Here is a 22115-nt window from a genome sequence, read left to right as displayed (position 1 = left end):
TCGCCTAGCCGGATTTCCGAATGGCCAGTCCTGAACCGCGCAAGAGAAGAGGTCCGATCGCCGCCCGGCTGCTGGCGCTCGACGCGTGGATCGATTCCTCGCTCTACGAGATCGGTTTCAAGGCGCGCCAGTTCTGGGAAGCCGCGACGATCTTCTCGCGGCGCTTCCGCGTCAACGGCTGGCGTCGCGGCATCATTGAAGTGTTGAGCGAGGGTTTCACGCTCGGCGCCGGCGGCATTGTGGTGATGCTGGCACTGGCCATTCCGGCTTTCCAGGACACGGCCGGCGACTGGCGCGCCCAGGGCGACTTCGCCGTCACCTTCCTCGACCGCTACGGTAACGAGATCGGCCAGCGCGGCATCATCCAGCGCGACTCGGTGCCGGTCGACGAGATGCCCGATCACGTCATCAAGGCGGTGCTCGCCACCGAGGATCGCCGCTTCTTCGATCACTACGGTATCGATGTGCTCGGCCTGTCGCGTGCCATCTTCGAGAATGTGCGGGCCAACTCCGTCGTCCAGGGCGGTTCCAGCATCACCCAGCAGCTGGCCAAGAACCTGTTCCTCACCAATGAGCGCACGCTGGAGCGCAAGATCAAGGAAGCCTTCCTGTCGCTGTGGCTCGAGGCCAATCTGTCGAAGAAGGAAATCCTGCAGCTCTATCTCGACCGCGCCTATATGGGCGGCGGCACGTTCGGCATCGAGGCGGCCGCCGATTTCTATTTCGGCAAGAGCGTCAAGGACCTGAACCTCGCCGAGGCGGCGATGCTGGCCGGGTTGTTCAAGGCGCCGACCAAATATGCTCCCCACATCAACCTGCCCGCGGCGCGTGCGCGTGCCAATGTGGTGCTGTCGAACCTTGTCGACGCCGGCTTCATGACCGAAGGTCAAGTCCTGCAGGCCAGGCTGCATCCGGCCGATGTCGTCGATCGTGGCGAGCAGAAAAGCCCGGATTATTACCTCGACTGGGCGTTCGACGAGGTCAAGAAAATCGCCAAACCGGGCCAGCACTCGCTCGTTGCCCACACCACCTTCGACGCCAACATCCAGAAGGCGGCGGAAGAATCGGTGGAGTTCCACCTGCGCCAGTTCGGCAAGGAATATAATGTCACCGAGGGCGCGGTCGTCGTCATCGAGACCAACGGCGCGGTGCGTGCGATCGTCGGGGGCCGCGACTATGGCGCCAGTCAGTTCAACCGCGCCACCAAGGCGCTGCGCCAGACCGGCTCGTCATTCAAACCCTATGTCTACGCAACGGCGATGGAACACGGCTTCACCCCCAACTCCATCATTTCCGGCGGCCCGATCAGCTGGGGCAGCTGGTCGCCGCACAATTACAGCGGCGGATCGGCGGGCAACGTCACGCTGATCATGGCAATGGCCAAATCGATCAACACCGTGCCGGTGCGGCTGGCCAAGGACTATCTCGGTATTCCGCCGATCAAGGCCATGGCCGAGGCGATGGGCGTGGAATCGCCGCTCGAAGCGCACAAGACCATGGTGCTCGGCACCTCGGGCATGACGGTGATGGACCAGGCGACGGGCTACAGCGTGTTCGCCGACAACGGCTTCGTCGGCTCCCGGCACGGCATCACCCAGTTGGTGACCCGCACCGGCGAGGTGGTTTATGATTTCGCCAAGGATGCTCCCCCGCCACACCGGGTGCTGTCGGAGCAGGCGCTCAAATCGATGAACACCATGCTCGCCGCGGTGCCGGTGATGGGCACGGCGCGGCGGGCCCAACTTCCCAACATCGTCGTCGCCGGCAAGACCGGCACGACGCAATCCTACCGCGACGCCTGGTTTGTCGGCTTCACCGGCAACTACACGGCGGCAGTGTGGATGGGCAACGACGACTTCACGCCGACCAAGAACATGACGGGCGGCTCGCTGCCGGCGATGGTGTGGCAGCGACTGATGGTCTACGCGCACCAGAACATCGACCTCAAGCCGATCCCGGGTATCGACAAGCCCTTCATCGACGAGGAGATCGCGGCCAAGGCCGAGGAAGCGCAGAAGAAGACCGACGCGCAGGCGGCGGCCGACGCAGCCGCCGAACGGCCGCCGGTGCTGTCCAGCCGGACCACCCAGACGCTGCGGGACATGACCAGGCTGTTCCAGTCGGCGCCCGCCCTCAGTACGCCTCAACCGCCGGAGACGCTGTCGGCGCTGTGATCCTTTCGGACTGGGATGGGTCTTTCCAACTGGTCTGGGCGGGCAAATCCATCGGCCCGCTTGCCACAAGGCCCCACGCCGCGATATCCCCGAGCGGCAACTCTTCGGTGTCCCCGGCCCTTCATGCTCAAAAATGCCTTCCTGACGCTGCTTTCGCTTGCCATAGCCATCGTCGGCGGTGGCGGCAGCGTCTGGTATGCGCTGAAAGTCCAGGATGGCGTCGGCGCCATCCGGATCGGCCAGTGGACGGCCTTTCCCGATATCGGAACGCCGTCGGCCGACCCCTATTCCAAGGCCCGCGTGGCGCGCGAGGGCGTGCTTGCGCTCGGCCGCGCCGAAGGGCTGTCCTTCGTCGCCGAGCGCGACACGGGCGGCGCCGAGCTCAAGCGCGAATGCACCTACACCATCGAGGGTGGATTTCCGACAGCGCGGTTCTGGACGCTCTATGCCGCCGACCAGTCGCTCGGCGTGGTCGAAACCGGCAAACCCCGGCTGGCGGCGCTGCAATCCTATGGTGTTGTACGACAGCCCGATAACTCGGTCGTCATTTCCGCCGGCCATCACCCGATGCCGGGCAACTGGCTGCTGACCGACGGCTTCGGCAGGATGTATTTCGTGCTGACCTTCTACGACACGCCGATCGCCAGCAGCACCGGCCTTTCGGACGTTTCGCTACCGCATATCGTCAAGGTCGGCTGCGATGCGTAATTTTTACGCGGCGATGCGCAGACTTCTGCATGCCGTCCTGCTCGGCCTGCTCGGCGCCGGCATCGTGCACATCGCCGTGCTGCTTCTGGTGCCTGAGTTTTCCGAACGCGACGCCTGGTCGCGGCTGTCCATGGCGTCGGATCTCTACAGGATGACGCGGCTCGATGCCGAGGCCGGTGGCGCGCCCGTGGTGAAATCCGTCGATCCGCTGTTTTACGCAACGGCATGCCGGTTCGACCTGGGCGAAGGCATGGTCCGCATCAAGGCGCCTGGACATGTCCCGTTCTGGTCGGTGTCGGTCTATGACCGCAGCGGCCACAACATCTATTCCTTCAACGACCACACCGCGACCGGCGGCGTGCTGGATGCCGTCGTGCTGACACCGGCGCAGATGATCGACGTGCGCAAGGACCTTCCCGAGGACCTTCAGGGAGCGATCTTTGTCGAAGCGCCGATCGAGGAAGGCATCTTCGTCATCCGCGCCTTCGTGCCCGACGACAGCTGGAAGCCGATCGTATCGCGCTTCTTCGAGCAGAGTTCCTGCGAGTTGCAGGACTTCTAGAGCCTGTTCCATCCCGATGGAATCGGGATGGGCTCTATCTTATTGTTTGAGCATGATCTTTTCCGAAAACCGGATTCCACTTTTCGGGATCATGCTCTAGTGATGCGGGACCGGCTTCGTCCCTGGCGATCCCGGCTTGTCGGGATCGACCGGCCGCACTTCGCCGGCATGAGACCGCTCATAGCGGATGCCGGGAAAGATGATCACCGCCGCCGGAATTTCGGCGGTTTGCTTTGTCCGATTGCTTGGTGCCGTACGCGGCACGAAAGACAGTACCATGCCCATGGTTCGCGCATTCCTCTCGGTTTCCCCGGAGCACAACGCAACGCCTCCAAATATCATTAAGGCCGGCAGAGGGTTAACGGAGCGTTTACCTAGCACCTTGAAATGCCACTAAAATTAGCCGAAACGGGCAAACCGTTTAATACGGAAACCTAAAACGCCTCGGGCTGGCGATATTCGGTCAGCCAGCCCATTCATTTATCGCGTCAAAATGGGTTTTTCGGTTCGCTCCCGTCCGGGCCGAAAACCTGCGGCATCAAATAACCGATCTGTGTTTTTGTTTCTGCACAGCCTTCATAAGTTATCGTCGCTGATTGGGCATTGAGGTTAGCTTGAAGCGTGTTCCAGATTTTGTCCTTGGTTTCCTGTGGCAACCCTGAAGAGTCTGACGCCTTCTTAACAACAGCCGAAATCTTGCTGACATCCTCCTCGCTGAATGCGGCGTCGTGTTTATTACAAAAATCGGCCGTGAGATACGCGACGTAATATGGCGCTAACGCGCTGGTTAGCTGTGCGTCTTGCTGGTTTACAGCGGTCTGGTTCTCGTCACCTTCATCGCTTCCATCGGAGGCAACCTGATTAGCCATGCTCACTCGCGTGAACTTGTCGAACGACTGCAAAAACAGCATAGGAAATGTCTGTCGATCATAAGTTCCAAAAGCTTGACCTTGGACTTCGCTCTCATGGAAGCAGTCCATAACCTTGTTATAGATGCTCTTGAATTCCTCCGCAGACGTATTGGTCCCTGATTCACCGAACATCGATTTGAATTCGGTATCATTCAAAGGGAGGCTTATCTTTTTAATCTGCTCACATTTTGGAAGTGTGATTGATGCAAAAGCGGTCGAGCATGACAGCCCTGCGGCAATCAAAACTGCCGCGCCAATTGGTTTTGATTTCATGATTTTCCCCACTGCCCGTCCACCACAAATCTCATTTTCCTGTCGGCATTGCAATCTGCAGATGCGGAGCCGCGAGGATGGCTGCCAGATGGACGGCCACTCGAAATCGGTTACAACTCCCACAGTTTATGACCGAGAGAACCTTGCGGCCGCACAGAAAGTTTCTTTGCTGCTCTTAGAAAGCTGCAATATTGGCGCGGCGGTAGGGTGACATATATTTCGAGAACACTTTCGGCGTTTGAAATAAAATGTTCTCGTTATTTAAATCTCTAAAACGGATGAGATCAACGGCTTAGGTTAACGGAGCGCTAACGGATCGTCGCTAACTTGATCTTTGTTCTTGGCACTCGCGAAACCGACACAGTCCCGGTCGAGCGTGGCCAAGCTTGTGTCGAGTACGGGCGTATCCTTCGTGTCATCTTCGGACTTCAGGCAAATCGCGGTACGAAAAGACTCGGGAAAGGCCGAAAGGCTGTTCCGCGCCGCGGTGTCGGCGTTTTGCTCGCTCACCCGCCCTTCACGCCGTGAGATCGGCCAGCTCGAAGACCTGACGCTGCCGCTGTTCGACAATGTGTCCGTCGAATCTCGCCGTTACGTGGCGGCCGCCCTTTCCGAATGCGAATACGCCCCCGCCGCTTTGGTGCGCCGTCTCTGCGAGGAACCGGTCGACATTGCCGCGCCGCTGCTCATCCGCTCCCGCGCCGTCAGCGACATCGATCTCATCGCGCTGATCGGGCGACATGGCCTGCCGCATGCCCGCGCCATTGCACGCCGCAAGGGCCTGAACCCGACCATCGCCGATTTGATCAGGGCGCTGGAAAGGCCAAGCCTGGTGCGCGTGCGGGAACCGGATGCGAAAGCCATCGCAGCAGACGAGATCGTGCCGGTGCGCACGGAAACGGCCTCCGACGAGTCCGCCCGAGAACAGGCGCTCGGCATCGCAGCCGAGAATGCACGGCGCAGGCTGCGCTCGATGATGCGCACGGGCGACGAGGCGGCAGCGGCGACCGCCGATCCTTTCACGGGCGCCGACACTTATGTGAAATTGCGCGAGACAGCGCTGACGGGAAACGCCGCGTTCTTCCAGACCGCGCTCGCCGATGCGCTCGATATCGATTTCTCGATCGCACGATCGCTCACCGCCAACCAGAACTACGCGTCGCTGCTTGCGGCACTGCGCTCGCTAGACCTCAGCGAAGACAGGGCCTTCCTGATCACCGTAGCCGTCTACCCAGCGCAATTCCCGCATCCGCAAGCCATCCGCACCTTCCTCGACCGCTACCGCCTGCTACATCGCGATGTCGCCCTGGACAAGGTACGGTACTGGAAAGCCGAAACCCTCTCGAGGGTGGTTCGCGACGCCGCACCGGCAAACAGCGACACCCGCATGGCATCGAACAGCGACGATGCGGCCGAGACCTCCGGCCTCAGGGCGTCTTCACGGAAATAAGTTCCTCGACGGGCACAGTGCCGGCCTCGATCTCGACCACCCAGATGTCGGGATCGAATTTTTTCTCCCTTTCCAGCCTGGCATCGAGTACGGCGGCATCGTCACCGGCCCCGAGCAGACTGAAAAACCGGTCGTCGGGCTTGGCCGAATCGTAGCTTGTCTGCGGCGCCGGTCCGAACAGGGCAACCTCGCCCAGCCTGCCCCGCGCCAGGACGAAAACAGCGCCGGCTTCGGTTGCGCCCCGCTTGACCACGGCGGCAAATCCGCCGGCGCCGAAAACCCGGCGCAGTAGGGCCGAAACCCACAGATCTGAGGTGACGCGCATGAGACAACTCCGGAAGGCGTGCGGCTATCTATCGATATTTCCGCTGCTCGGCGAGCTGTCATTTCCCAGTCAGTTGGTCAGGCCGATCTCGCGCATCTTGACGTAGACGATCTCATCGGGCTCGCCCGTTTGCGGCAGCCCGAACAGCGACTGGAATTCCTTGATCGCCGCCTTGGTGCGCGCGCCGACGACGCCGTCCAGCTGCATGTTGTCATTGCCGAACGCCTTGAGCCCGGCCTGGATCTTGACGATGCGGGCATCGGGCGCCTGCGTCGCGACATTCGGATCGGCGGCATTCGCCTGCCCTGAAGTCGCTTGCCCGGAATTTGTCTGCAAAGACACCGGAACAGCGGCCGGCATATCCGGACGCGGCTGCGGTCTGGGTACGACGGAAGCGGTTTTCGGCGTCGCGCCCAGTTGATCCAACAGAAGCGCGTCGATCTCGCCGGACGCGTTGAGCCCGACCTTCTGCTGATAGGCCTGGATGGCCTTGCGCGTGTTGGGCCCGGAAATGCCGTCGACCGTTCCGGGGTAGAAATCGAGATCCTTCAGTATGCCTTGCACCTGCTCGACCACCGGATCGCCTTTGATCGGCGCCGGCGCGCCGGATGGCCGCACGATGTTGAACGTCGTCTCAGGTTCGTCGGACGCCACGTGCGGAAAGCCCTGGATGCTGCGGGTGGCAAAAAACGCGCCGGCATGCGGGAAAGGCTGATACCACAAGGCATTGGCGGAAACGTAGAACAACGTCACCAGGAATGCCGTCGAGCCACCCACCAGGACAGGATTGCGCGAGATCATGCCGCCGACGGCGACGGCGCCGTCCTCAAAGGCATTGCTGCGGCGCTTGACAGCCTTAGGCTGTTTTGCGGAGCGAGCCATTTCTGTCCCCTTTCGCCATGGCCACAGGCATCGTCAGCACGCCGGCCTTCTCCGCCTGATGCCCCTTCGGCCCGTTCACCGGCAGGCTGATGGTCACCGTGGTGCCCTCGCCCGGCATGCTTTCGATGGACATCGTGCCTTCGTGCAGCGCCACCAGGCCCTTGACCAGCGACAGGCCGAGACCGGTCCCCTCGAAACGGCGGGTGTAGTCGTTCTGGATCTGCATGAAGGGCTTGCCGAGATTGGCAAAATCCTCCTCGGCGATGCCGATGCCGGTGTCCCTGACCCAGAAATGCAGGCGCGAACCGATCCGCTTGGCGCCGACGACGACATCGCCGCCATCGGGGGTGAACTTGATCGCATTGGAGACGAGGTTGATGAGCATCTGCTGCACGGCACGCTGATCGGCATTGATGTCGCCGGCGTCCGGCGCGATCTGCACCTGCAGATCGATGTTCTTGGCCTGCGCCTGCAGCTGCATCATCGACTGGCACATGTCGACCGCGTCCGCGAACCGGAACGGCTCCGGTTCGGTCGCGTAGACGCCCGATTCAATCCTGGACACGTCGAGTATCGAGGTCACGACGGCAAGCAGATGCTGGCCCGAATCCCGCACCAGGCCGACATATTCCTTCTGGCGCGGATCCTTGAAGGCGCCGAACATTTCATGCAGCAGCATGTCCGAGAAGCCGATAATGGCATTCAGCGGCGTGCGCAGTTCGTGACTGACCACCGCCAGGAAGCGCCCCTTCGCCACCTCGGCGGACGCGGCCGCTTCATTGGCCGCCGCCAGATCCTCGCGCAGCCGGGCAATCTCGTCATTCTCGCGCAGGACAAGCGTGAAGACGTCGCCCTGTTCCTCAGCTCGCACCAGATCGAGCGAGAACGGCCGATAATTGTCAGCGACCAGGCCATTGCCGTTCTGGGGCAGCCTGATGCGCAATTCGAGCCGGCGCGACAGCGCGCCGTCGCGCATGTCGGCCAGGGCGCTGAGATAGGAGACGCGATCCGACAGATGGACGCGGTCGAAGAGGCCGTTTCCAGACAGCAGTTCGGGCGGCAATTTCAAAAGCGTGCGCGCCTTTGGCGAAGCGTCCAGAACCTCGCCATGACGGGCGACGCGCAAGATCACCGCATCGATGATGTCTTCGAGCCGGTCGGCAGTGTCGACCACATCAGCCGCATCGGCCGTGTTTCGAAACGCCGATGCGCGCGGGATCAAGGTGAGCGCCCAGGCCAACGGCACCAGCCAGTGCCACGCCGCGATCTGCGCTCCTGCGAACGGGAACACGGTTCCAGCCAGAGGCTGAGCCAGGATGGCCACAGCGGCCGACACGGCTCCCCACAGCGCTGCGCGCCGTGAGGCGCCAATCCACCAGGCTTCGAACGGCAGCGCCACGACAAGCATGGCGACAGGCGAACTCAGCCCGCCCGCGGCGGCAATGAGACTGCCGAGAGAAATGCCCGCCATCGCCAGGGCGATCCGGCTCGCTATCGCCATCTTGCCGGTCGCCGCCACCAGCAAGGCGACGAACCAGCACAGGCCAAAGGCCGCGAAGATGACGGCCATGGTGACGGCGGCGCCCAGGCCCGAAGTGACCAGCGTGACCGCGGCACCCGCGGCAAAGAAAGGAGCGGCGAGCATGACGCCGATGAAGCGGCGCTGGCGCTCGCGGTCGCTCTGCTCAATGATGGACGGATGGACCATACGTTCGCAACCGGCGGCAATCGCGCCAGGCAATTCAACGTATCTGGCCTTGATTGAACTCAACTCAACGCACCCGTAATCGTCGTGGACAGCTCTGCTTTGCAGATCGTTCTGGTTGGCTCTGAAACTCGCATCCAGCGTTTAAGGAATGGATAAGGCAGGGCCGACCAAGGCCCCGGCCTGGGGCAAATATCGGGATGCCGGCAGCCGAAAGCCCGGGCAAATGCAGCCATAGTAAACGGAGGGTTATTCGGCGACCGCACCCATCGAGTGACTGAACTTGGTGCCCGGACTCCGGGACTTCAGGAAAAATACAAGAAAAGCATGGAGATAGATGGTTATCTCGGGTTAAGAAAACTCATTCGGATTTGAGATAAATCGATTGCACAACGGCTCGTTTCGAATTTGCCTAAAATTTGAGGAAAATTGTCGCTTTGCCTGCAAGCCGTCCTTTGCGCCTGTGTGCCAACATCCTGCCTACAAAAGAGGTCATGCCATATGGATGCATGATCCGGTCACGACGAGAGGGCAAGGGCATGGTCTTCCTCATAAGAATGGCTTTCTGGTTTTCGCTGGTGCTGCTGGCGCTGCCGCTGACTGTCGGCCCCGATGAATCGGGCCGCGAAAGCGTCGGGCCGATCCAGGCCTTGTTTGCGGCACGCGAAGCAGTTGGCGACATCGCTGGCATTTGCGAACGCAAGCCCGATGTCTGTGAAACCGGCAAGTCGGCAATGCACACCATCACCGCCCGCGCCAAGGAGACCGCCAAGATCGCGGCGGCGATGCTGGACGACAAGTCCGCCGCCGGCCCCGATACATCGACGATGACCGGCAGCGTGCCGGAAGAAATCGTCTTGCCCGAGACAGTCAACCTGCCGGCGCAGAATTAAGCCGTTTCGACGGCGCACCGCGGGCTGTCTGCCCTCTCGACGCCCGCGGTGTCCTTGTTTTTTCCGTGACGCGGAGCCGCCGCGTGACTATATCCGGCATTATGACCACCACGATCCAGACGATCCGCGACGACTTCTCGTTCCTCGAGGAATGGGAAGACCGCTATCGTTACGTCATCGAACTCGGCGAGGCGTTGCCGCCGTTTCCGGACGAGCAGCGCAGCGCCACCAACAAGGTGCCGGGTTGCGTCAGCCAGGTCTGGTTGACCACTGAACGCGGAGCTGGGGCCGACCCGGTCATCACCTTCACCGGCGATTCGGACGCTCATATCGTGCGTGGGCTGGTCGCGATCATGCTGGCGCTGTTTTCCGGCAGGACCGCCAGCGAAATCCAGAAGACCGATGCGGAAGCGACATTGAAAGAGCTCGGCCTCGACGAGCATCTGTCGCCGCAGCGCGCCAACGGCCTTCGCTCCATGGTCAAGCGCATCAAGCGCGATGCCGAGGCGGCGCTCAAGCAGACCGCCTGAAAAGCTCTCCCTGGAATTGCTCTACTCGATCAGCGCGTTGCCACCCGCAAAATCAAACGGCGCCCGAAGGCGCCGTTAATGTCGATCAATCTGGCTGGCAGCGATTACCGTGCCTTGCGCTTGCGGCCGAGGCCCATCTTCTTGGCCAGCTGGGACCGGGCAGCGGCGTAGTTGGGTGCAACCATCGGATAGGTCGGGTCGAGGTTCCACTTTTCGCGATACTGATCCGGCGTCAGATCATAGTGGGTCATCAGATGGCGCTTCAGCGACTTGAACTTCTTGCCGTCTTCGAGGCAGACGATGTAGTCGTCATGAACCGAGCGCTTCGGGTTGACCGCCGGCTTTTGCTTGTCGGCAGGCGGTTGTTCGGCGGTTCCGCCCACACGCCCGAGTGCAGCATGGACATCGGATATCAGGTTCGGCAATTCGCCGACCGGCACGGGATTGTTGCTGACATAGGCGGCCACCACATCGGCGGTCAATTCGATCAGCGCATCGCTGTTTCTGGAAGGTGTTTCGACAATATCCATGGTCTTCAGGCCCCAACAAGAGTTACTTCGATCTGCGCCCTTTTTTACAGGCAGGGCATTGCACGAACTTTGTGCAGGTAGAGCTTCTACGATTCGTGTCGCGCGCACATCAATGAGCCCGCAGACCAAGTAAGTCAATTCGCCCCTTGCGCTATATTGAACGATGTTGGTCAATTGTTCCCGGATCAGCTTCAATCTTTCGTGCATTGTGTAATTTATCGATATTTCGCGCGCCAACCAGCAACGGCTGACGCAACGTCAGCTCGCCGTTACATTCGCGGCAACTCACAGAGCAGGTTTCAATGCTTGATTTTGCTTGGCTATTGCACGCGCAAACTTGGTTGTTCACACCTGTCTACAAAACCACAGGTTGCTGCATGTCTGTCATGCGTGAGCAAGCAGGCGACATGCCTGTCACCCGACCGGTCCGGATCCATCGCTGCAGGGTCAATCAATGCGGGGTGATGTATTTGCCATAGGCCCATCCGGTGACGAAGTTGCCGTTCTGGGCCGGATCATGCCAGACTTCGCACCAACGGTAGCGAACCGTCTGTTCCTGCTTCCATGCCGGCTGATTGGCGATGTCGAGCAGGTTTATCGCGCCGGTGCATCGTCCAGTCATCTGCAGAACGGTCCCGTTCGGGTATGCCGCCTGATTCTGGGACGTGCCCGACGGGTATTTGCGCACATTGAGCGTGTCGCCGAACGGCACATTGGCCACTTGCCAAGCCGCGAATACGGTCGCATGAGACTGACCGGCAAAGGCCAGAGTTAGCGAAGCAACGGCGAAAGCCGCAGCGGTCCGAGACCGAATAGTCATCATCTTTCCTCCCGGCTCATCTTCTGCAGCCGACACAACCCATAGGCTGCGGCTCTTGAACCCGCCCTGATCGGCGTGTTCATTCGCCATTCAAGATACTTCCCCATTCAAGATATTGGCAAAGCGAGACGCAATGACCAAGACATCCATATTTCCGATCGTCACCCCGCCAACGCCCGAGAAGCGGCCGGTTTCCGACACGCATCACGGCATCACGCGAACCGACGACTATGCCTGGCTGCGAGCCGACAACTGGCAGGAGATGTTCCGGAACCCGTCATTGCTCGATGCGGGGATCCGCGCCGAGCTCGAGGCAGAGAATGCCTACCAGTCAAAGCTGATGGCCGACACGGTCGAGCTGCAAAGGCAGCTTTTCAAGGAGATGAAGGGCCGTATCAAGGAAGACGATTCTTCCGTGCCTATGAAGGATGGGCCCTATGCCTATGGTTCGTCCTTCAAGCTTGGCGGCGAGCAGCCGCGCTATTTCCGCATGCCGCGCGACGGCGGCGCCGAGCATATCCTGCTCGACGGCGATGCGGAGGCCGCGGGCAAGCCCTATTTCCGTCTTGGCGGCGTCGACCATTCGGCCGACCACGCCAAGCTGCTGTGGGCATTCGACGACAAGGGCTCCGAATTCTACACGCTTCGCGTGCGCGACCTCGCCGACGGCAAGGAGCTTGCCGACCAGATACCCGACACCGGCGGTTCAGGTGTCTGGAACGCCGGCAATGACGGCTTCTTCTATACGCGGCTCGACCCCAACCACCGCCCGTCCAAGGTGCTGTTCCATGCGCTGGGCGACAGCCCGCAAAGCGATCGGCTGATCTATGAGGAAACCGATCCCGGCTTCTTCATGAATGTCGACGGCACCCGCAACAACGAATGGATCATGATCGGTATCAACGATCACGAGACTTCGGAATATCGCCTCTTGAGCGCCAGCGATCCGTTTGCCGAACCGAAACTGGTCTCGCCGCGCGAGATCGGCCTTCAGTATGACCTGGAAGAAGGCGGCGACATCTTCTTCATCCTGACCAATGCCGACGGCGCCAAGGATTTCAAGATCATGACGGCACCAGTGAGCGATCCGGTCCGCGCCAACTGGCAGGAACTGGTGCCGCATGAACCCGGCCGGCTGATCCTGTCGGTAATCGGCTTCAGGGACCACATGGTCCGGCTCGAACGCAAGGAAGGCCTGCCGCGCATTGTCGTGCGCGACCGCAGCAGCGGCGCGGAGCATCTTCTATCCCTCGACGAGGAGGCTTTCTCGCTCGGCCTGTCGGGTTCCTATGAGTACGACACCGAGATGATGCGCTTTTCCTACTCGTCAATGACGACGCCGGCTCAGGTGTTCGACTACAATATGCGCACCCGTGAGCGGGTGCTGCTGAAGACCCAGGAAGTGCCGTCCGGCCATGACGTGGACCACTACGTGACGCGGCGGCTGATGGCGCCGGCCAGCGATGGCGAACTTGTGCCGATCTCGCTTTTGCACCACCGCGACACGCCGCTGGATGGATCCGCACCTTGCCTGCTTTACGGCTACGGCTCCTATGGCATCACCGTACCGGCCGCCTTCAACACCAACTGGTTCTCGCTGGTCGATCGCGGCTTTGTCTTCGCCATCGCTCACGTCCGCGGCGGCAAGGACAAGGGCTATGGCTGGTACGACGACGGCAAGCGGGCGCACAAGATGAACACGTTCACCGATTTCATCGCCTGTGCGCGCCACCTTGTTGCCGAACGCTATACGGCGCATGGCCGCATTGTCGCGCAAGGCGGTTCGGCCGGCGGCATGCTGATGGGCGCCATCGCCAACATGGCGCCGGATTGCTTCGGCGGCATCGTCGCCGAAGTTCCTTTCGTCGACGTGCTCACCACAATGCTCGACGCAACCCTGCCGCTGACGCCGCCGGAATGGCCTGAATGGGGCAATCCAATTGCATCCGCCGACGACTACCGGACGATCGCTGCCTACTCGCCCTATGACAATGTTGCAGCGCTCGACTATCCGCCGATCCTGGCGCTCGCCGGTCTCACCGATCCGCGCGTCACTTATTGGGAGCCGGCCAAATGGGTGGCGCGGCTGCGCGAGCGCAAGAGTGGCGACAATCCGGTGCTGTTCAAGATCAACATGGATTCCGGCCATGCCGGCGCCTCCGGCCGGTTTTCGCGGCTGGAGGAGATCGCCTACACCTGTTCCTTTGCACTGAAGGTGATGGGCAAGGTGGAGCCTACGGGAGAAATCGACCGATGATCGATCTGGCCACATTGATCGCTTATGTCGCAGTTGTGCTCGGCTTCGTCTTTATTCCGGGTCCGGCCACGCTCCTTACCATAGCGCGGGCAACGAGTTCCGGAACCAAGGTTGGCATCGCGACCGGCGCCGGGATCGCTGCCGGCGACGTGTTTCACACCGTTATGGCGATGGTCGGCATCTCGGCGATCATTGCCACGTCCGCGACGCTGTTCAGCATCATAAAGTACATCGGCGCGGCCTACCTGGTTTATCTCGGCATTCGCGCTATCATCGAGAAAACACCGGCCAACCCGGCCGCCGGTGCGCTTGCGATCTCCGCTGGCAAGGCGTTTCGACAGGCCGTCCTGACCGAAGTGCTCAACCCCAAGACTGCGCTGTTCTTCCTCGCTTTTCTGCCTCAGTTCGTGCGACCTGAAAACGGATCGGTGATGCTTCAGTTGACCACATTGGGGGTCATCTTCGTCCTACTCGGCTTTTTCAGCACGGTCGTCTTTGCGATGAGCGCCGGTCGGCTCGGCGCGTTCCTGCGCCGAAATCCGACAGTGTTGAAGTGGCAGGGCAAGGTTGTTGGCGGCATCTACTGTGCTCTGGGTATTCGGCTCGCGCTGCAGCTGCAGCGCTGACCTTTTCATCCCTATTCAAAGCAACCTCGCCGTCGGTCAGCGGAACGGGTCGCGAACCGACCACCGCTGTTCCTCGACGGATTTCCAAGGTCATGAATTTTTGATTTGCGCATGATCTTTTCCGAGGCTTCATTTCGCGGTCATGCGCCGCGATTTTCTGCTCGCAATTGCCACCATCGCGCGCTACCCAATGCCCAGCTTTTTCAAAGCCGCGACTGCCAGTTACCATCTCGCAAGGGTCCGCCATGCTGCTCGTTGACGTCTATCTCGACAAATCGTCCATCCAGGGCATCGGTGTGTTTGCCAGGGCCCACATTCCGCGCGGCATGCTGATCTGGAAGCTGGACCCGAGATTCGATCGGATCATCGACGTGGAAACTTATGAGAGCGAAAGCGGATCGGTGAAGAGCTATCTCGACCGCTATTCCTACCCCGACCGACGCGACCCGAACTACATCGTCTTCGAAGCCGACGATGCGCGCTTCATGAACCATGCGGATGAGCCGAATTGCGACGTCTCCTCACCTGAGGAAACATACGCCTTGCGCGATATCGCGCCTGGCGAGGAACTGACCTGCGACTACAATCATTTCTTTGAAACCGGCTTCGATTTCCTCGGCGACCGCCACCTGTCGCCGGAAAACTAGCTCGCTGGCTTTTTGCGCGGCGGATAGCCGTTTGGATGCGGCGGTATCGCTTTGAGATAGGCGGCGATGGCCGCACGGTCCTCCGGCGCCAGTTCTGCCATGTTCCGCTGCACGTCGACCATGGCGCCGCCGACGGAATCGAAAGCAGGCGTAAAGCCGGTTTCGAGGTAGTTGACGATGTCGGCTTCCGACCAATCGCCTATACCGCCCTTGCCCGATGTGATGTTCGACACGACGCCGCTGCCTTCGGCAGCCACCGCACCGGCCAGCCACGCGTTCTTTTTCGTACCACCTGCAAAGTCGCGCGGCGTGTGGCATTCGCCGCAATGGCCCGGCCCTTCGACCAGATAGCGGCCGGCCATCACCGGATCAGGCGTGCCATCAGGGAATGGAACGACCGGCTGGTCGCTGAGGTAGAGCAATTTCCACAGGCCGATGCCGCGACGAATGTTGAAGGGAAAACCGAGCGAATTGGCCGGGGCCTTGCCGGCGACCGCCGGCAGCGTCTTCAGGAATGCGTAGAGATCGGCAATGTCGGCCGGCTTCATGCGCGCGTAGGACGCATAGGGAAACGCCGGATAGAGATGCTCGCCCGAGGGCGATACGCCCTTCAGCATGGCGTTGGCTAGGTCCTCGGTCGACCAGGCGCCGATGCCGTCCTTGGGATCTTGCGAGATGTTGGGCGGGACGAAGGTGCCGAACGGCGTCTTGAGCTCGAGCCCACCCACGAGTTGAAGCCGCGCATCGCCCTGCGAGCCCGGCTTTGCGTGGCAGGAAGTGCAGCCGCCGGCATAGAAGATGCGCTTGCCCCTGGCCGGGTCGCCAGGGCCGAGCTTGGCCAGGGTCTCACTGTCGAGCCTCACCGGCGCCGACAACACCCACCCGGCAACCGCGCCGACGCCGCCCAGAATGACAAGGGCGCCGACGAGTTTTTTCAGCCAGGGCATCGCCCGCTATCAGCCCTTTTTCACTCGATAGGTCTGGTGGCAGGTGCCGCAATTGGAAGCAATCGCGCCAAACTGCGTCTTCAACGTATCGACATCGGCGGGAGCGGCGGCGGTGGCTGCCTTGATGTCGGCGAGATATTTGTCCTCGACGGCCTTGAAGCCGGCCATGTCTTCCCAAATCTTGGGCGCCGCTGTCGTGTCGCCTATATCGCTGCCTGCCGGGAACAGCGCATCGGCATCGAATTTCTCGGCATTCGCCTGCAATGCCTGCAGCTGCGTCAGCACGGCAGCGGCATCAAAAGGCTCCTCATCCTTGACCACTTTCGAAATGCCGCCAACGATCTTTCCACGTTCCTTCATCAGTGCCTGCCGATCGAGGATAGGATCGGCAAAGGCCGCCGAGGCGGCGAGTGCAAGCATAGAGATGGCGATAACAAGCTTTCTCATTCAATTGGCTCCGTGATGAAGGCATTTCGGGACAGGACGTTAACGGATGCTACAGGGGGAAAATTCCCTTCCCCCGGATGATTTTTTCCAGACTTTTGCTGTTACGGGAACCTCGACGCAGAAAAAGAAAAGCCCCGGGAATGCCGGGGCTTTCTACGATCGATCACTTCGCCTTTTCGTACAATTCCAGCACGTGATCCCAATTGATCAGGCTGTCGACGAACGCCTCGAGATATTTCGGCCGGGCGTTGCGATAGTCGATATAATAGGAGTGCTCCCAGACATCGACGCCGAGGATTGGCGACGCGCCATGAACGAGCGGGTTTTCGCCATTCGGCGTCTTCGAGATCGCCAGCTTGCCATCCTTGACTGAAACCCAGGCCCAGCCGGAGCCGAATTGTGTCGTGCCGGCGGCGATGAAGTCGGCCTTGAACTTGTCGTAGCCACCGAGATCGCTGTCGACCGCCTTCTGCAGGGCGCCCGGCAGCTTGTTGCCGCCGCCGCCCTTCTTCATCCACTTCCAGAAATGGATGTGGTTGTAGTGCTGGGCGGCATTGTTGAAGAGGCCGGCATTCTTGCCGAACGACTGCTTGACCACCTCTTCGACCGACAGGTCACCCATGCCGGCTTCGGCGGCGAGCTTGTTGCCGTTGTCGACATACGCCTTGTGGTGCTTGTCGTGGTGATATTCCAGCGTCTCTTTCGACATGTAGGGCTGCAAGGCCTCATAGTCGTAAGGCAGAGCGGGCAATTCAAAAGCCATGGATGGTACTCCCTCGTGGAAAAATCCGGTGTCGATACCGGACTAAGATAGGTCTGGAATGGGTTGGGACAACTCCGGGATGAAGCGTCGATCGCCTTTTTATCCGCTCAAGCGGCGGAAGTCGAATGCGCCCAATCCCAATAGAGTTCGCGCGCCTTCTTGGCCACCGGCCCGGGTTGCAGGTTGCGGTCTTCGATACGGGTGATCGGCACCACCTTGGAATGGTTTCCGGTCGAAAAGATTTCGTCCGCCTCAAGGAAATCGCGCACCGACAGCGTCTTTTCCGTGGTCTTGAAGCCGTACTCGCCAAGCAGCGTTATGGTGCGCGAGCGGGTGATGCCGGACAGGAAGGTGCCGTTCGGCGCCGGTGTAAAGACATGACCGTCCTTGACCAGGAAGATGTTCGAGGTTCCGGTCTCGGCGACGTTGCCCAGCATGTCGAGCACCATTGCATTGTCGAAGCCGCGCATCTTGGCTTCGAGAATGGCACGGCCGTTGTTAGGATAGAGGCAGCCGGCCTTGGCGTTGGTCGGCATGGTTTCGATGGTCGGGCGCCGGAACGGCGATACGGTCACCGAAAAGCCGGTCGGCGGGATCATCGGCGATTCGTAGAGGCAAAGGCAGAAGCGGGTCGATGCGGGATCGGCCGGCACGCCCATATAGCCGCCATGCTCGGCCCAGTACATCGGCCTGATGTAGACAGCAGTCTTGCCGTCGAACTTCTTCAACCCATCCCACGTCAGCCCGACGATCTTGTCGGCGGTCATCGACGGCTTGAGGCCGAGCGCAATCGCCGAGGAATTCACCCTGGCGGCGTGGAGCTCGAGGTCGGGGGCGACGCCTTCGAACCAGCGGCCGCCGTCGAACACGCTGGTGCCGAGCCACATGGCGTGGCTGCGCGGCCCCAGAATGGCGACATTGCCCTCGTGCCAATCACCATCGACGAAAGTCCATGTCGCGGATTGCGCCGCAGCAGCCAGTGTCATCGTGTTGTCCCGTCCCAATTGATTGGTCTCGTCAAGAGCCATTGGAAGATGCTTTGGTGCACGGCGTCAACCAGCATCAGGGAGTTTTGTTGAGGCCAGCGCCGGGGCGCGATGCAATCAAAGCTTGCACCTTGTCGCGCTTGCCCTCAAAACTGTTGTCATGCAATACTCCGCCTATGTTTTCGACGCCTATGGCACGCTGTTCGACGTGCATGCCGCCGTGCGCCGCCATGCCGACCGGATCGGGCCGGACGGCCAATTGTTGTCCGAGATCTGGCGCGCCAAGCAGCTCGAATATTCCTGGGTGCGCACGCTGATGGGTGCCTATGCCGATTTCTGGCAGCTGACCGAACAGGCGCTCGATTTCGCCTTGCGCAAGGTTCCCTCGGCCGACCCCGGCCTCAGGGCGACATTGCTGGATGGCTACTGGCGGCTGGATTGCTATCCGGAAGTGCCGGCCGTGCTCAAGGCGCTCAAGGCTTCGGGAGCGAGACTGGCGATCCTGTCCAACGGCTCGCCCGAAATGCTGCAGGCAGCAGTCAAATCCGCCGCGCTCGACCAGGTTCTGGACGATATCTATTCGGTCGATACGGTGCGGCGCTTCAAGACCGATCCGGCGGTCTACGACATGGTCGCCACCGGCTGGCGCCTCTACCCCGGCGCCGTATCCTTCCAGTCCTCCAATCGCTGGGACATTGCAGGCGCCACCAAATTCGGCTTCCGCACGGTGTGGATCAACCGTTCCAACCAGCCCGAAGAATACCGGGACTTCCCGCCGGCCCTGATCCTGCCATCGCTCGAAGCTTTGGTGCCGGGTAGCTAAGACCTGTGGCCCTGGCGCCACAGTGGCGGCGCAGTCACAGCTTCGCCTTTGTTTGTCCACCTTCAGGCCAGAATCGGAACCGCCTATCGCCCCAGGTGTTGTCAGGCACCCGCGCAACGGTCGGCGAATTCATGCTTTGTTGCGATTTGAGACCTAAAGAAGGCAACCATGTCCAAAACCGAAATCGAATCTTTTCGCCTGAGCCGTCGCGGCTTTCTCAACGCCGCAGCCCTTGGCGCCGCTTCGGTCGCGGTTTCGGCATGCGCCACCACCGGGCCGGGGCCGGTCGAGCCGCCGCCGCCAACCTATATCGAGCCGCCTCTGCCCGACTATGCGACGATGTATGCGGCCGTCAGCGATGGCGGCTTCGACCTTCCGGCCATACCGTTCGAGAAGATTGATCCGCAGTTTCTGCGCCAGATCGTTCCCGATCCGACGGGGCAGAAGCCCGGCACCATCATCGTCGACACGACAGGACACCATCTCTATCTGGTGCGCCCGGGCGGCCAGGCGATCCGTTACGGTGTCGGTCTCGGCCGCGCCGGCTTCGAATGGTCCGGCGACGCCGTGGTCCAGTGGAAGCAGAAGTGGCCGAAGTGGACGCCGCCGGATGAAATGATCGCCCGGCAGCCGGAATTGAAGCCATACAGCGCCGACAATGGCGGCATGCCCGGCGGCTTGAAGAACCCGCTCGGTGCGCGTGCGCTCTATCTTTTCCAGGGCAACGTCGACACGCTCTACCGCCTGCACGGCTCGCCGGAATGGAAGTCGATCGGAAAGTCGGTCTCGTCAGGCTGCGTGCGCCTGATGAATCAGGACATTATCGACCTTTATGACCGCGTGCCCTCGAAGACGCCGGTCATCGTGACCAGCGACGTCAGCCAGCCGATGGTGGCGACCGCAAGTGGCAAGGCTATCCCGATCGATGCCGGCGTGCCGGACGGATCGGTGCTGCTCGGCCCGGTCAAGGCGATCACCAACTCGATCTTCTGAGCCGACGAGGCAGCGGCAACGCCGCTGCCTCAAGTCTCACCGCCCCCGGGAAAGACTGCCCAGGATCCCGCGCACGATTGCCCGCCCGACCGACGAACCGACCGAGCGCACCACCGACTTGATCGCTGCCTCGGCCACGGTCTGGCGGTTGGACGGGCGCGGCGCAGGCGCGCGGCTGCCGCCGGATTGCGGTGCCGGATCGTCATTGCCGAAACCCGGAATGGTCCAGCGCGAGCCGCCGCTGCCGGCCTGCTGGGCCTGCTCTTCGGCATCCTGCGCGTCCTTGGCCTTTTTCTGCAGCATCTCGAAAGCCGATTCGCGATCGATGACCTGATCGTATTGGCCGGCGACCGGGCTTTCCTGGATCAGCTTTTGTCGTTCGGCGGCCGTGATAGGCCCAAGCCGCGAGGATGGCGGGCGGATCAGTGTCCGCTGCACCATGGACGGAACACCCTTGACCTCCAGCGTCGAAACCAGCGCCTCGCCAGTGGCGAGCTGGGTAATGGCGGTCATGCAGTCGAAATCGGGATTTGGCCGGAACGTCTCGGCTGCTGTCCTCACCGCCTGCTGCTCACGCGGCGTATAGGCGCGCAGCGCGTGCTGTACGCGATTGCCGAGCTGGGCCAGAACCTTTTCAGGGATATCCAAAGGGTTTTGCGTAACGAAATAGACGCCGACGCCTTTCGAGCGGATCAGGCGAACCACTTGTTCGACGCGATCGATCAGCACTTTGGGTGCTTCGTCGAACAGAAGATGTGCCTCGTCGAAGAAGAACACCAGCTTCGGCTTGTCGGGGTCGCCGACTTCCGGCAGCACCTCGAACAGTTCCGACATCAGCCACAACAGGAAGGTCGCGTACAGCCGCGGATTCATCATCAGCTTGTCGGCGGCAAGCACGCTGATGGCGCCGCGTCCGTCGCGCGTGGTGCGCATGATGTCGGCGATGCGCAGTGCCGGCTCGCCGAAGAAGTTTGCCGCGCCCTGCTGCTCCAGGACGAGCAACGTGCGCTGGATGGCCCCGACCGACGGCTTCGTCACATTGCCGTAGCGCGAGCCGATCTCGTCGGCGCGCTCGGCAATGTTGGCCAGCAGCGCCTGCAGATCCTTCATGTCGAGCAGCAGCAGGCCTTCCTCGTCCGCCAGGCGGAAGGCGATGTTCATGATGCCTTCCTGCGCCTCGGTCAGGTTCATCAGGCGCGACAACAACAACGGCCCCATTTCCGAGACCGTAGTGCGGATCGGATGGCCCTGTTCGCCGAACAGATCCCAGAAGATGACCGGAAATTCCTGGAAGTCGTAGGGGTCAAGCTTGACCTGTTCGGCCCGCTTGACGAGAAAATCCTGTGCCGTGCCCATCATCGCGATGCCGGACAGGTCGCCCTTGATGTCGGCGCAGAACACCGGCACGCCGGCATTGGAAAACCCTTCCGCCAGGATCTGCAAGGTGACAGTCTTGCCGGTACCGGTGGCGCCAGTCACAAGGCCGTGGCGATTCCCGTATTGCAGCAACAGTTGCTCGGCACGCTGATAGCTGTCGTCAGGCTTGCGGCTGGCGCCGATGAAAATACTGGTGTCGTCAGCCATATATCCGGTCTCCGCAAACTGATGTGTCTAAAGCCAGTGGCCTTGCCGCAGGTATAGTGAGGCCGTTGCACAGCGACAATGCCAGTCGTTCAAATCGGGCCAATCGTTCAAATCGGGGCCGCCCTCAAAATCGGTTTTTTGGAGCTTGCGGATTTTGCCGGTGTTTGGCAATCGTTCATGGTTCGTCCACGCAGGCTAACCTATATCTGATGGATCGAATTCGGTCTCTGAATGCGCATTGCATTGCGATATCGGACCGGGGACCGTAGACTGAACTGC

The 22115-nt window shown here is 61.0% G+C and carries 23 protein-coding genes; 11 read left to right on the top strand and 12 right to left on the bottom strand.

Features of this window, described 5'->3' with window-relative positions:
• Positions 1–20: 20 nt before the first annotated feature.
• From EJ076_RS15610 to EJ076_RS15600, 3 genes are all read left to right on the top strand, one after another.
• Positions 21–2174 carry a penicillin-binding protein 1A gene (locus EJ076_RS15610; protein WP_126068484.1) on the top strand — a complete coding sequence of 718 codons (2154 nt, stop codon included), beginning with the start codon at positions 21–23 and terminating at the stop codon, positions 2172–2174.
• 123 nt (positions 2175–2297) lie between these two features.
• The gene (locus EJ076_RS15605) at positions 2298–2882 is read left to right on the top strand and encodes a DUF1214 domain-containing protein (RefSeq protein ID WP_126068483.1); all 585 of its coding nucleotides are present in this window, start codon (positions 2298–2300) and stop codon (positions 2880–2882) included.
• A complete protein-coding gene (locus tag EJ076_RS15600; RefSeq protein WP_126068482.1) occupies positions 2875–3444 on the top strand; it encodes a DUF1254 domain-containing protein in 570 nt (189 codons plus the stop codon). Before EJ076_RS15605 ends, EJ076_RS15600 begins: the two co-directional genes overlap by 8 nt.
• Positions 3445–3540: 96 nt before the next feature.
• On the opposite strand, the gene EJ076_RS15595 is transcribed toward EJ076_RS15600, so the two are convergent.
• Complete coding sequence (locus tag EJ076_RS15595) at positions 3541–3729, bottom strand: hypothetical protein (protein ID WP_109662516.1); 189 nt, start codon at positions 3727–3729, stop codon at positions 3541–3543.
• 203 nt (positions 3730–3932) lie between these two features.
• Positions 3933–4628, bottom strand: a complete 696-nt coding sequence (locus EJ076_RS15590; protein WP_126068481.1) for a hypothetical protein — start codon at positions 4626–4628, stop codon at positions 3933–3935.
• A 412-nt stretch (positions 4629–5040) separates the two neighbouring features.
• On the opposite strand from EJ076_RS15590, the gene EJ076_RS15585 reads away from it, so the two are divergent.
• Entirely contained in the window at positions 5041–6078 is a 1038-nt protein-coding gene (locus EJ076_RS15585; protein WP_109662514.1) for a hypothetical protein, read from the top strand.
• On the opposite strand, the gene EJ076_RS15580 is transcribed toward EJ076_RS15585, so the two are convergent.
• From EJ076_RS15580 to EJ076_RS15570, 3 genes are all read right to left on the bottom strand, one after another.
• Positions 6056–6403, bottom strand: a complete 348-nt coding sequence (locus EJ076_RS15580) for a DUF1491 family protein (RefSeq protein ID WP_056580674.1) — start codon at positions 6401–6403, stop codon at positions 6056–6058. The two genes, EJ076_RS15585 and EJ076_RS15580, sit on opposite strands and share 23 nt — an antisense overlap.
• 69 nt (positions 6404–6472) lie before the next feature.
• Positions 6473–7285, bottom strand: coding sequence for a peptidoglycan-binding protein (locus tag EJ076_RS15575; RefSeq protein ID WP_126068480.1), 813 nt, complete (start codon positions 7283–7285; stop codon positions 6473–6475).
• Positions 7260–8993 carry a PAS domain-containing sensor histidine kinase gene (locus EJ076_RS15570; RefSeq protein ID WP_126068479.1) on the bottom strand — a complete coding sequence of 578 codons (1734 nt, stop codon included), beginning with the start codon at positions 8991–8993 and terminating at the stop codon, positions 7260–7262. The genes EJ076_RS15575 and EJ076_RS15570 overlap by 26 nt, the downstream gene beginning before the upstream one ends.
• A gap of 536 nt (positions 8994–9529) precedes the next feature.
• Between EJ076_RS15570 and EJ076_RS15565 the strand changes: the two genes are divergently transcribed.
• Together EJ076_RS15565 and EJ076_RS15560 are read left to right on the top strand one after the other, a co-directional pair.
• A complete protein-coding gene (locus tag EJ076_RS15565) occupies positions 9530–9883 on the top strand; it encodes a DUF5330 domain-containing protein (protein ID WP_126068478.1) in 354 nt (117 codons plus the stop codon).
• 101 nt (positions 9884–9984) lie between these two features.
• Positions 9985–10413 carry a SufE family protein gene (locus EJ076_RS15560; protein WP_109662506.1) on the top strand — a complete coding sequence of 143 codons (429 nt, stop codon included), beginning with the start codon at positions 9985–9987 and terminating at the stop codon, positions 10411–10413.
• Between the two features lie 104 nt (positions 10414–10517).
• Here EJ076_RS15560 and EJ076_RS15555 read toward each other — a convergent pair whose 3' ends face one another.
• Complete coding sequence (locus EJ076_RS15555; RefSeq protein ID WP_013532660.1) at positions 10518–10943, bottom strand: MucR family transcriptional regulator; 426 nt, start codon at positions 10941–10943, stop codon at positions 10518–10520.
• Between the two features lie 451 nt (positions 10944–11394).
• On the bottom strand, positions 11395–11763 hold the full coding sequence (locus EJ076_RS15550) for an SH3 domain-containing protein (RefSeq protein WP_126071066.1): 369 nt from the start codon (positions 11761–11763) through the stop codon (positions 11395–11397).
• Between the two features lie 133 nt (positions 11764–11896).
• Between EJ076_RS15550 and EJ076_RS15545 the strand changes: the two genes are divergently transcribed.
• From EJ076_RS15545 to EJ076_RS15535, 3 genes are all read left to right on the top strand, one after another.
• Positions 11897–14020, top strand: coding sequence for a S9 family peptidase (locus tag EJ076_RS15545; protein ID WP_126068477.1), 2124 nt, complete (start codon positions 11897–11899; stop codon positions 14018–14020).
• Positions 14017–14646: a LysE family translocator gene (locus tag EJ076_RS15540; RefSeq protein WP_126068476.1), complete on the top strand. Its 630-nt coding sequence runs from the start codon at positions 14017–14019 to the stop codon at positions 14644–14646. The genes EJ076_RS15545 and EJ076_RS15540 overlap by 4 nt, the downstream gene beginning before the upstream one ends.
• A 245-nt stretch (positions 14647–14891) precedes the next feature.
• Complete coding sequence (locus tag EJ076_RS15535; RefSeq protein WP_109662498.1) at positions 14892–15293, top strand: SET domain-containing protein-lysine N-methyltransferase; 402 nt, start codon at positions 14892–14894, stop codon at positions 15291–15293.
• On the opposite strand, the gene EJ076_RS15530 is transcribed toward EJ076_RS15535, so the two are convergent.
• The 4 genes from EJ076_RS15530 to EJ076_RS15515 form a co-directional block, all read right to left on the bottom strand.
• Positions 15290–16240, bottom strand: a complete 951-nt coding sequence (locus EJ076_RS15530) for a cytochrome c (protein ID WP_126068475.1) — start codon at positions 16238–16240, stop codon at positions 15290–15292. The two genes, EJ076_RS15535 and EJ076_RS15530, sit on opposite strands and share 4 nt — an antisense overlap.
• A gap of 9 nt (positions 16241–16249) precedes the next feature.
• Positions 16250–16687, bottom strand: a complete 438-nt coding sequence (locus tag EJ076_RS15525; RefSeq protein WP_126068474.1) for a cytochrome c — start codon at positions 16685–16687, stop codon at positions 16250–16252.
• Between the two features lie 163 nt (positions 16688–16850).
• Entirely contained in the window at positions 16851–17450 is a 600-nt protein-coding gene (locus EJ076_RS15520; RefSeq protein WP_027053553.1) for a superoxide dismutase, read from the bottom strand.
• Positions 17451–17557: 107 nt separating this feature from the next.
• On the bottom strand, positions 17558–18436 hold the full coding sequence (locus tag EJ076_RS15515) for a branched-chain amino acid aminotransferase (protein ID WP_056580708.1): 879 nt from the start codon (positions 18434–18436) through the stop codon (positions 17558–17560).
• Between the two features lie 160 nt (positions 18437–18596).
• On the opposite strand from EJ076_RS15515, the gene EJ076_RS15510 reads away from it, so the two are divergent.
• Together EJ076_RS15510 and EJ076_RS15505 are read left to right on the top strand one after the other, a co-directional pair.
• Positions 18597–19259 carry a haloacid dehalogenase type II gene (locus EJ076_RS15510; protein ID WP_126068473.1) on the top strand — a complete coding sequence of 221 codons (663 nt, stop codon included), beginning with the start codon at positions 18597–18599 and terminating at the stop codon, positions 19257–19259.
• Positions 19260–19427: 168 nt separating this feature from the next.
• On the top strand, positions 19428–20252 hold the full coding sequence (locus EJ076_RS15505) for a L,D-transpeptidase (protein WP_126068472.1): 825 nt from the start codon (positions 19428–19430) through the stop codon (positions 20250–20252).
• A gap of 36 nt (positions 20253–20288) precedes the next feature.
• On the opposite strand, the gene EJ076_RS15500 is transcribed toward EJ076_RS15505, so the two are convergent.
• Positions 20289–21836 carry a helicase HerA-like C-terminal domain-containing protein gene (locus EJ076_RS15500; RefSeq protein WP_126068471.1) on the bottom strand — a complete coding sequence of 516 codons (1548 nt, stop codon included), beginning with the start codon at positions 21834–21836 and terminating at the stop codon, positions 20289–20291.
• Positions 21837–22115 lie beyond the last annotated feature (279 nt).

The organism is Mesorhizobium sp. M7D.F.Ca.US.005.01.1.1, from assembly GCF_003952545.1.
GTDB lineage: Bacteria > Pseudomonadota > Alphaproteobacteria > Rhizobiales > Rhizobiaceae > Mesorhizobium > Mesorhizobium loti.
The sequence above is the reverse complement of the archived record's forward strand: the minus strand, read 5'-3'. Positions and strand labels throughout refer to the sequence as shown.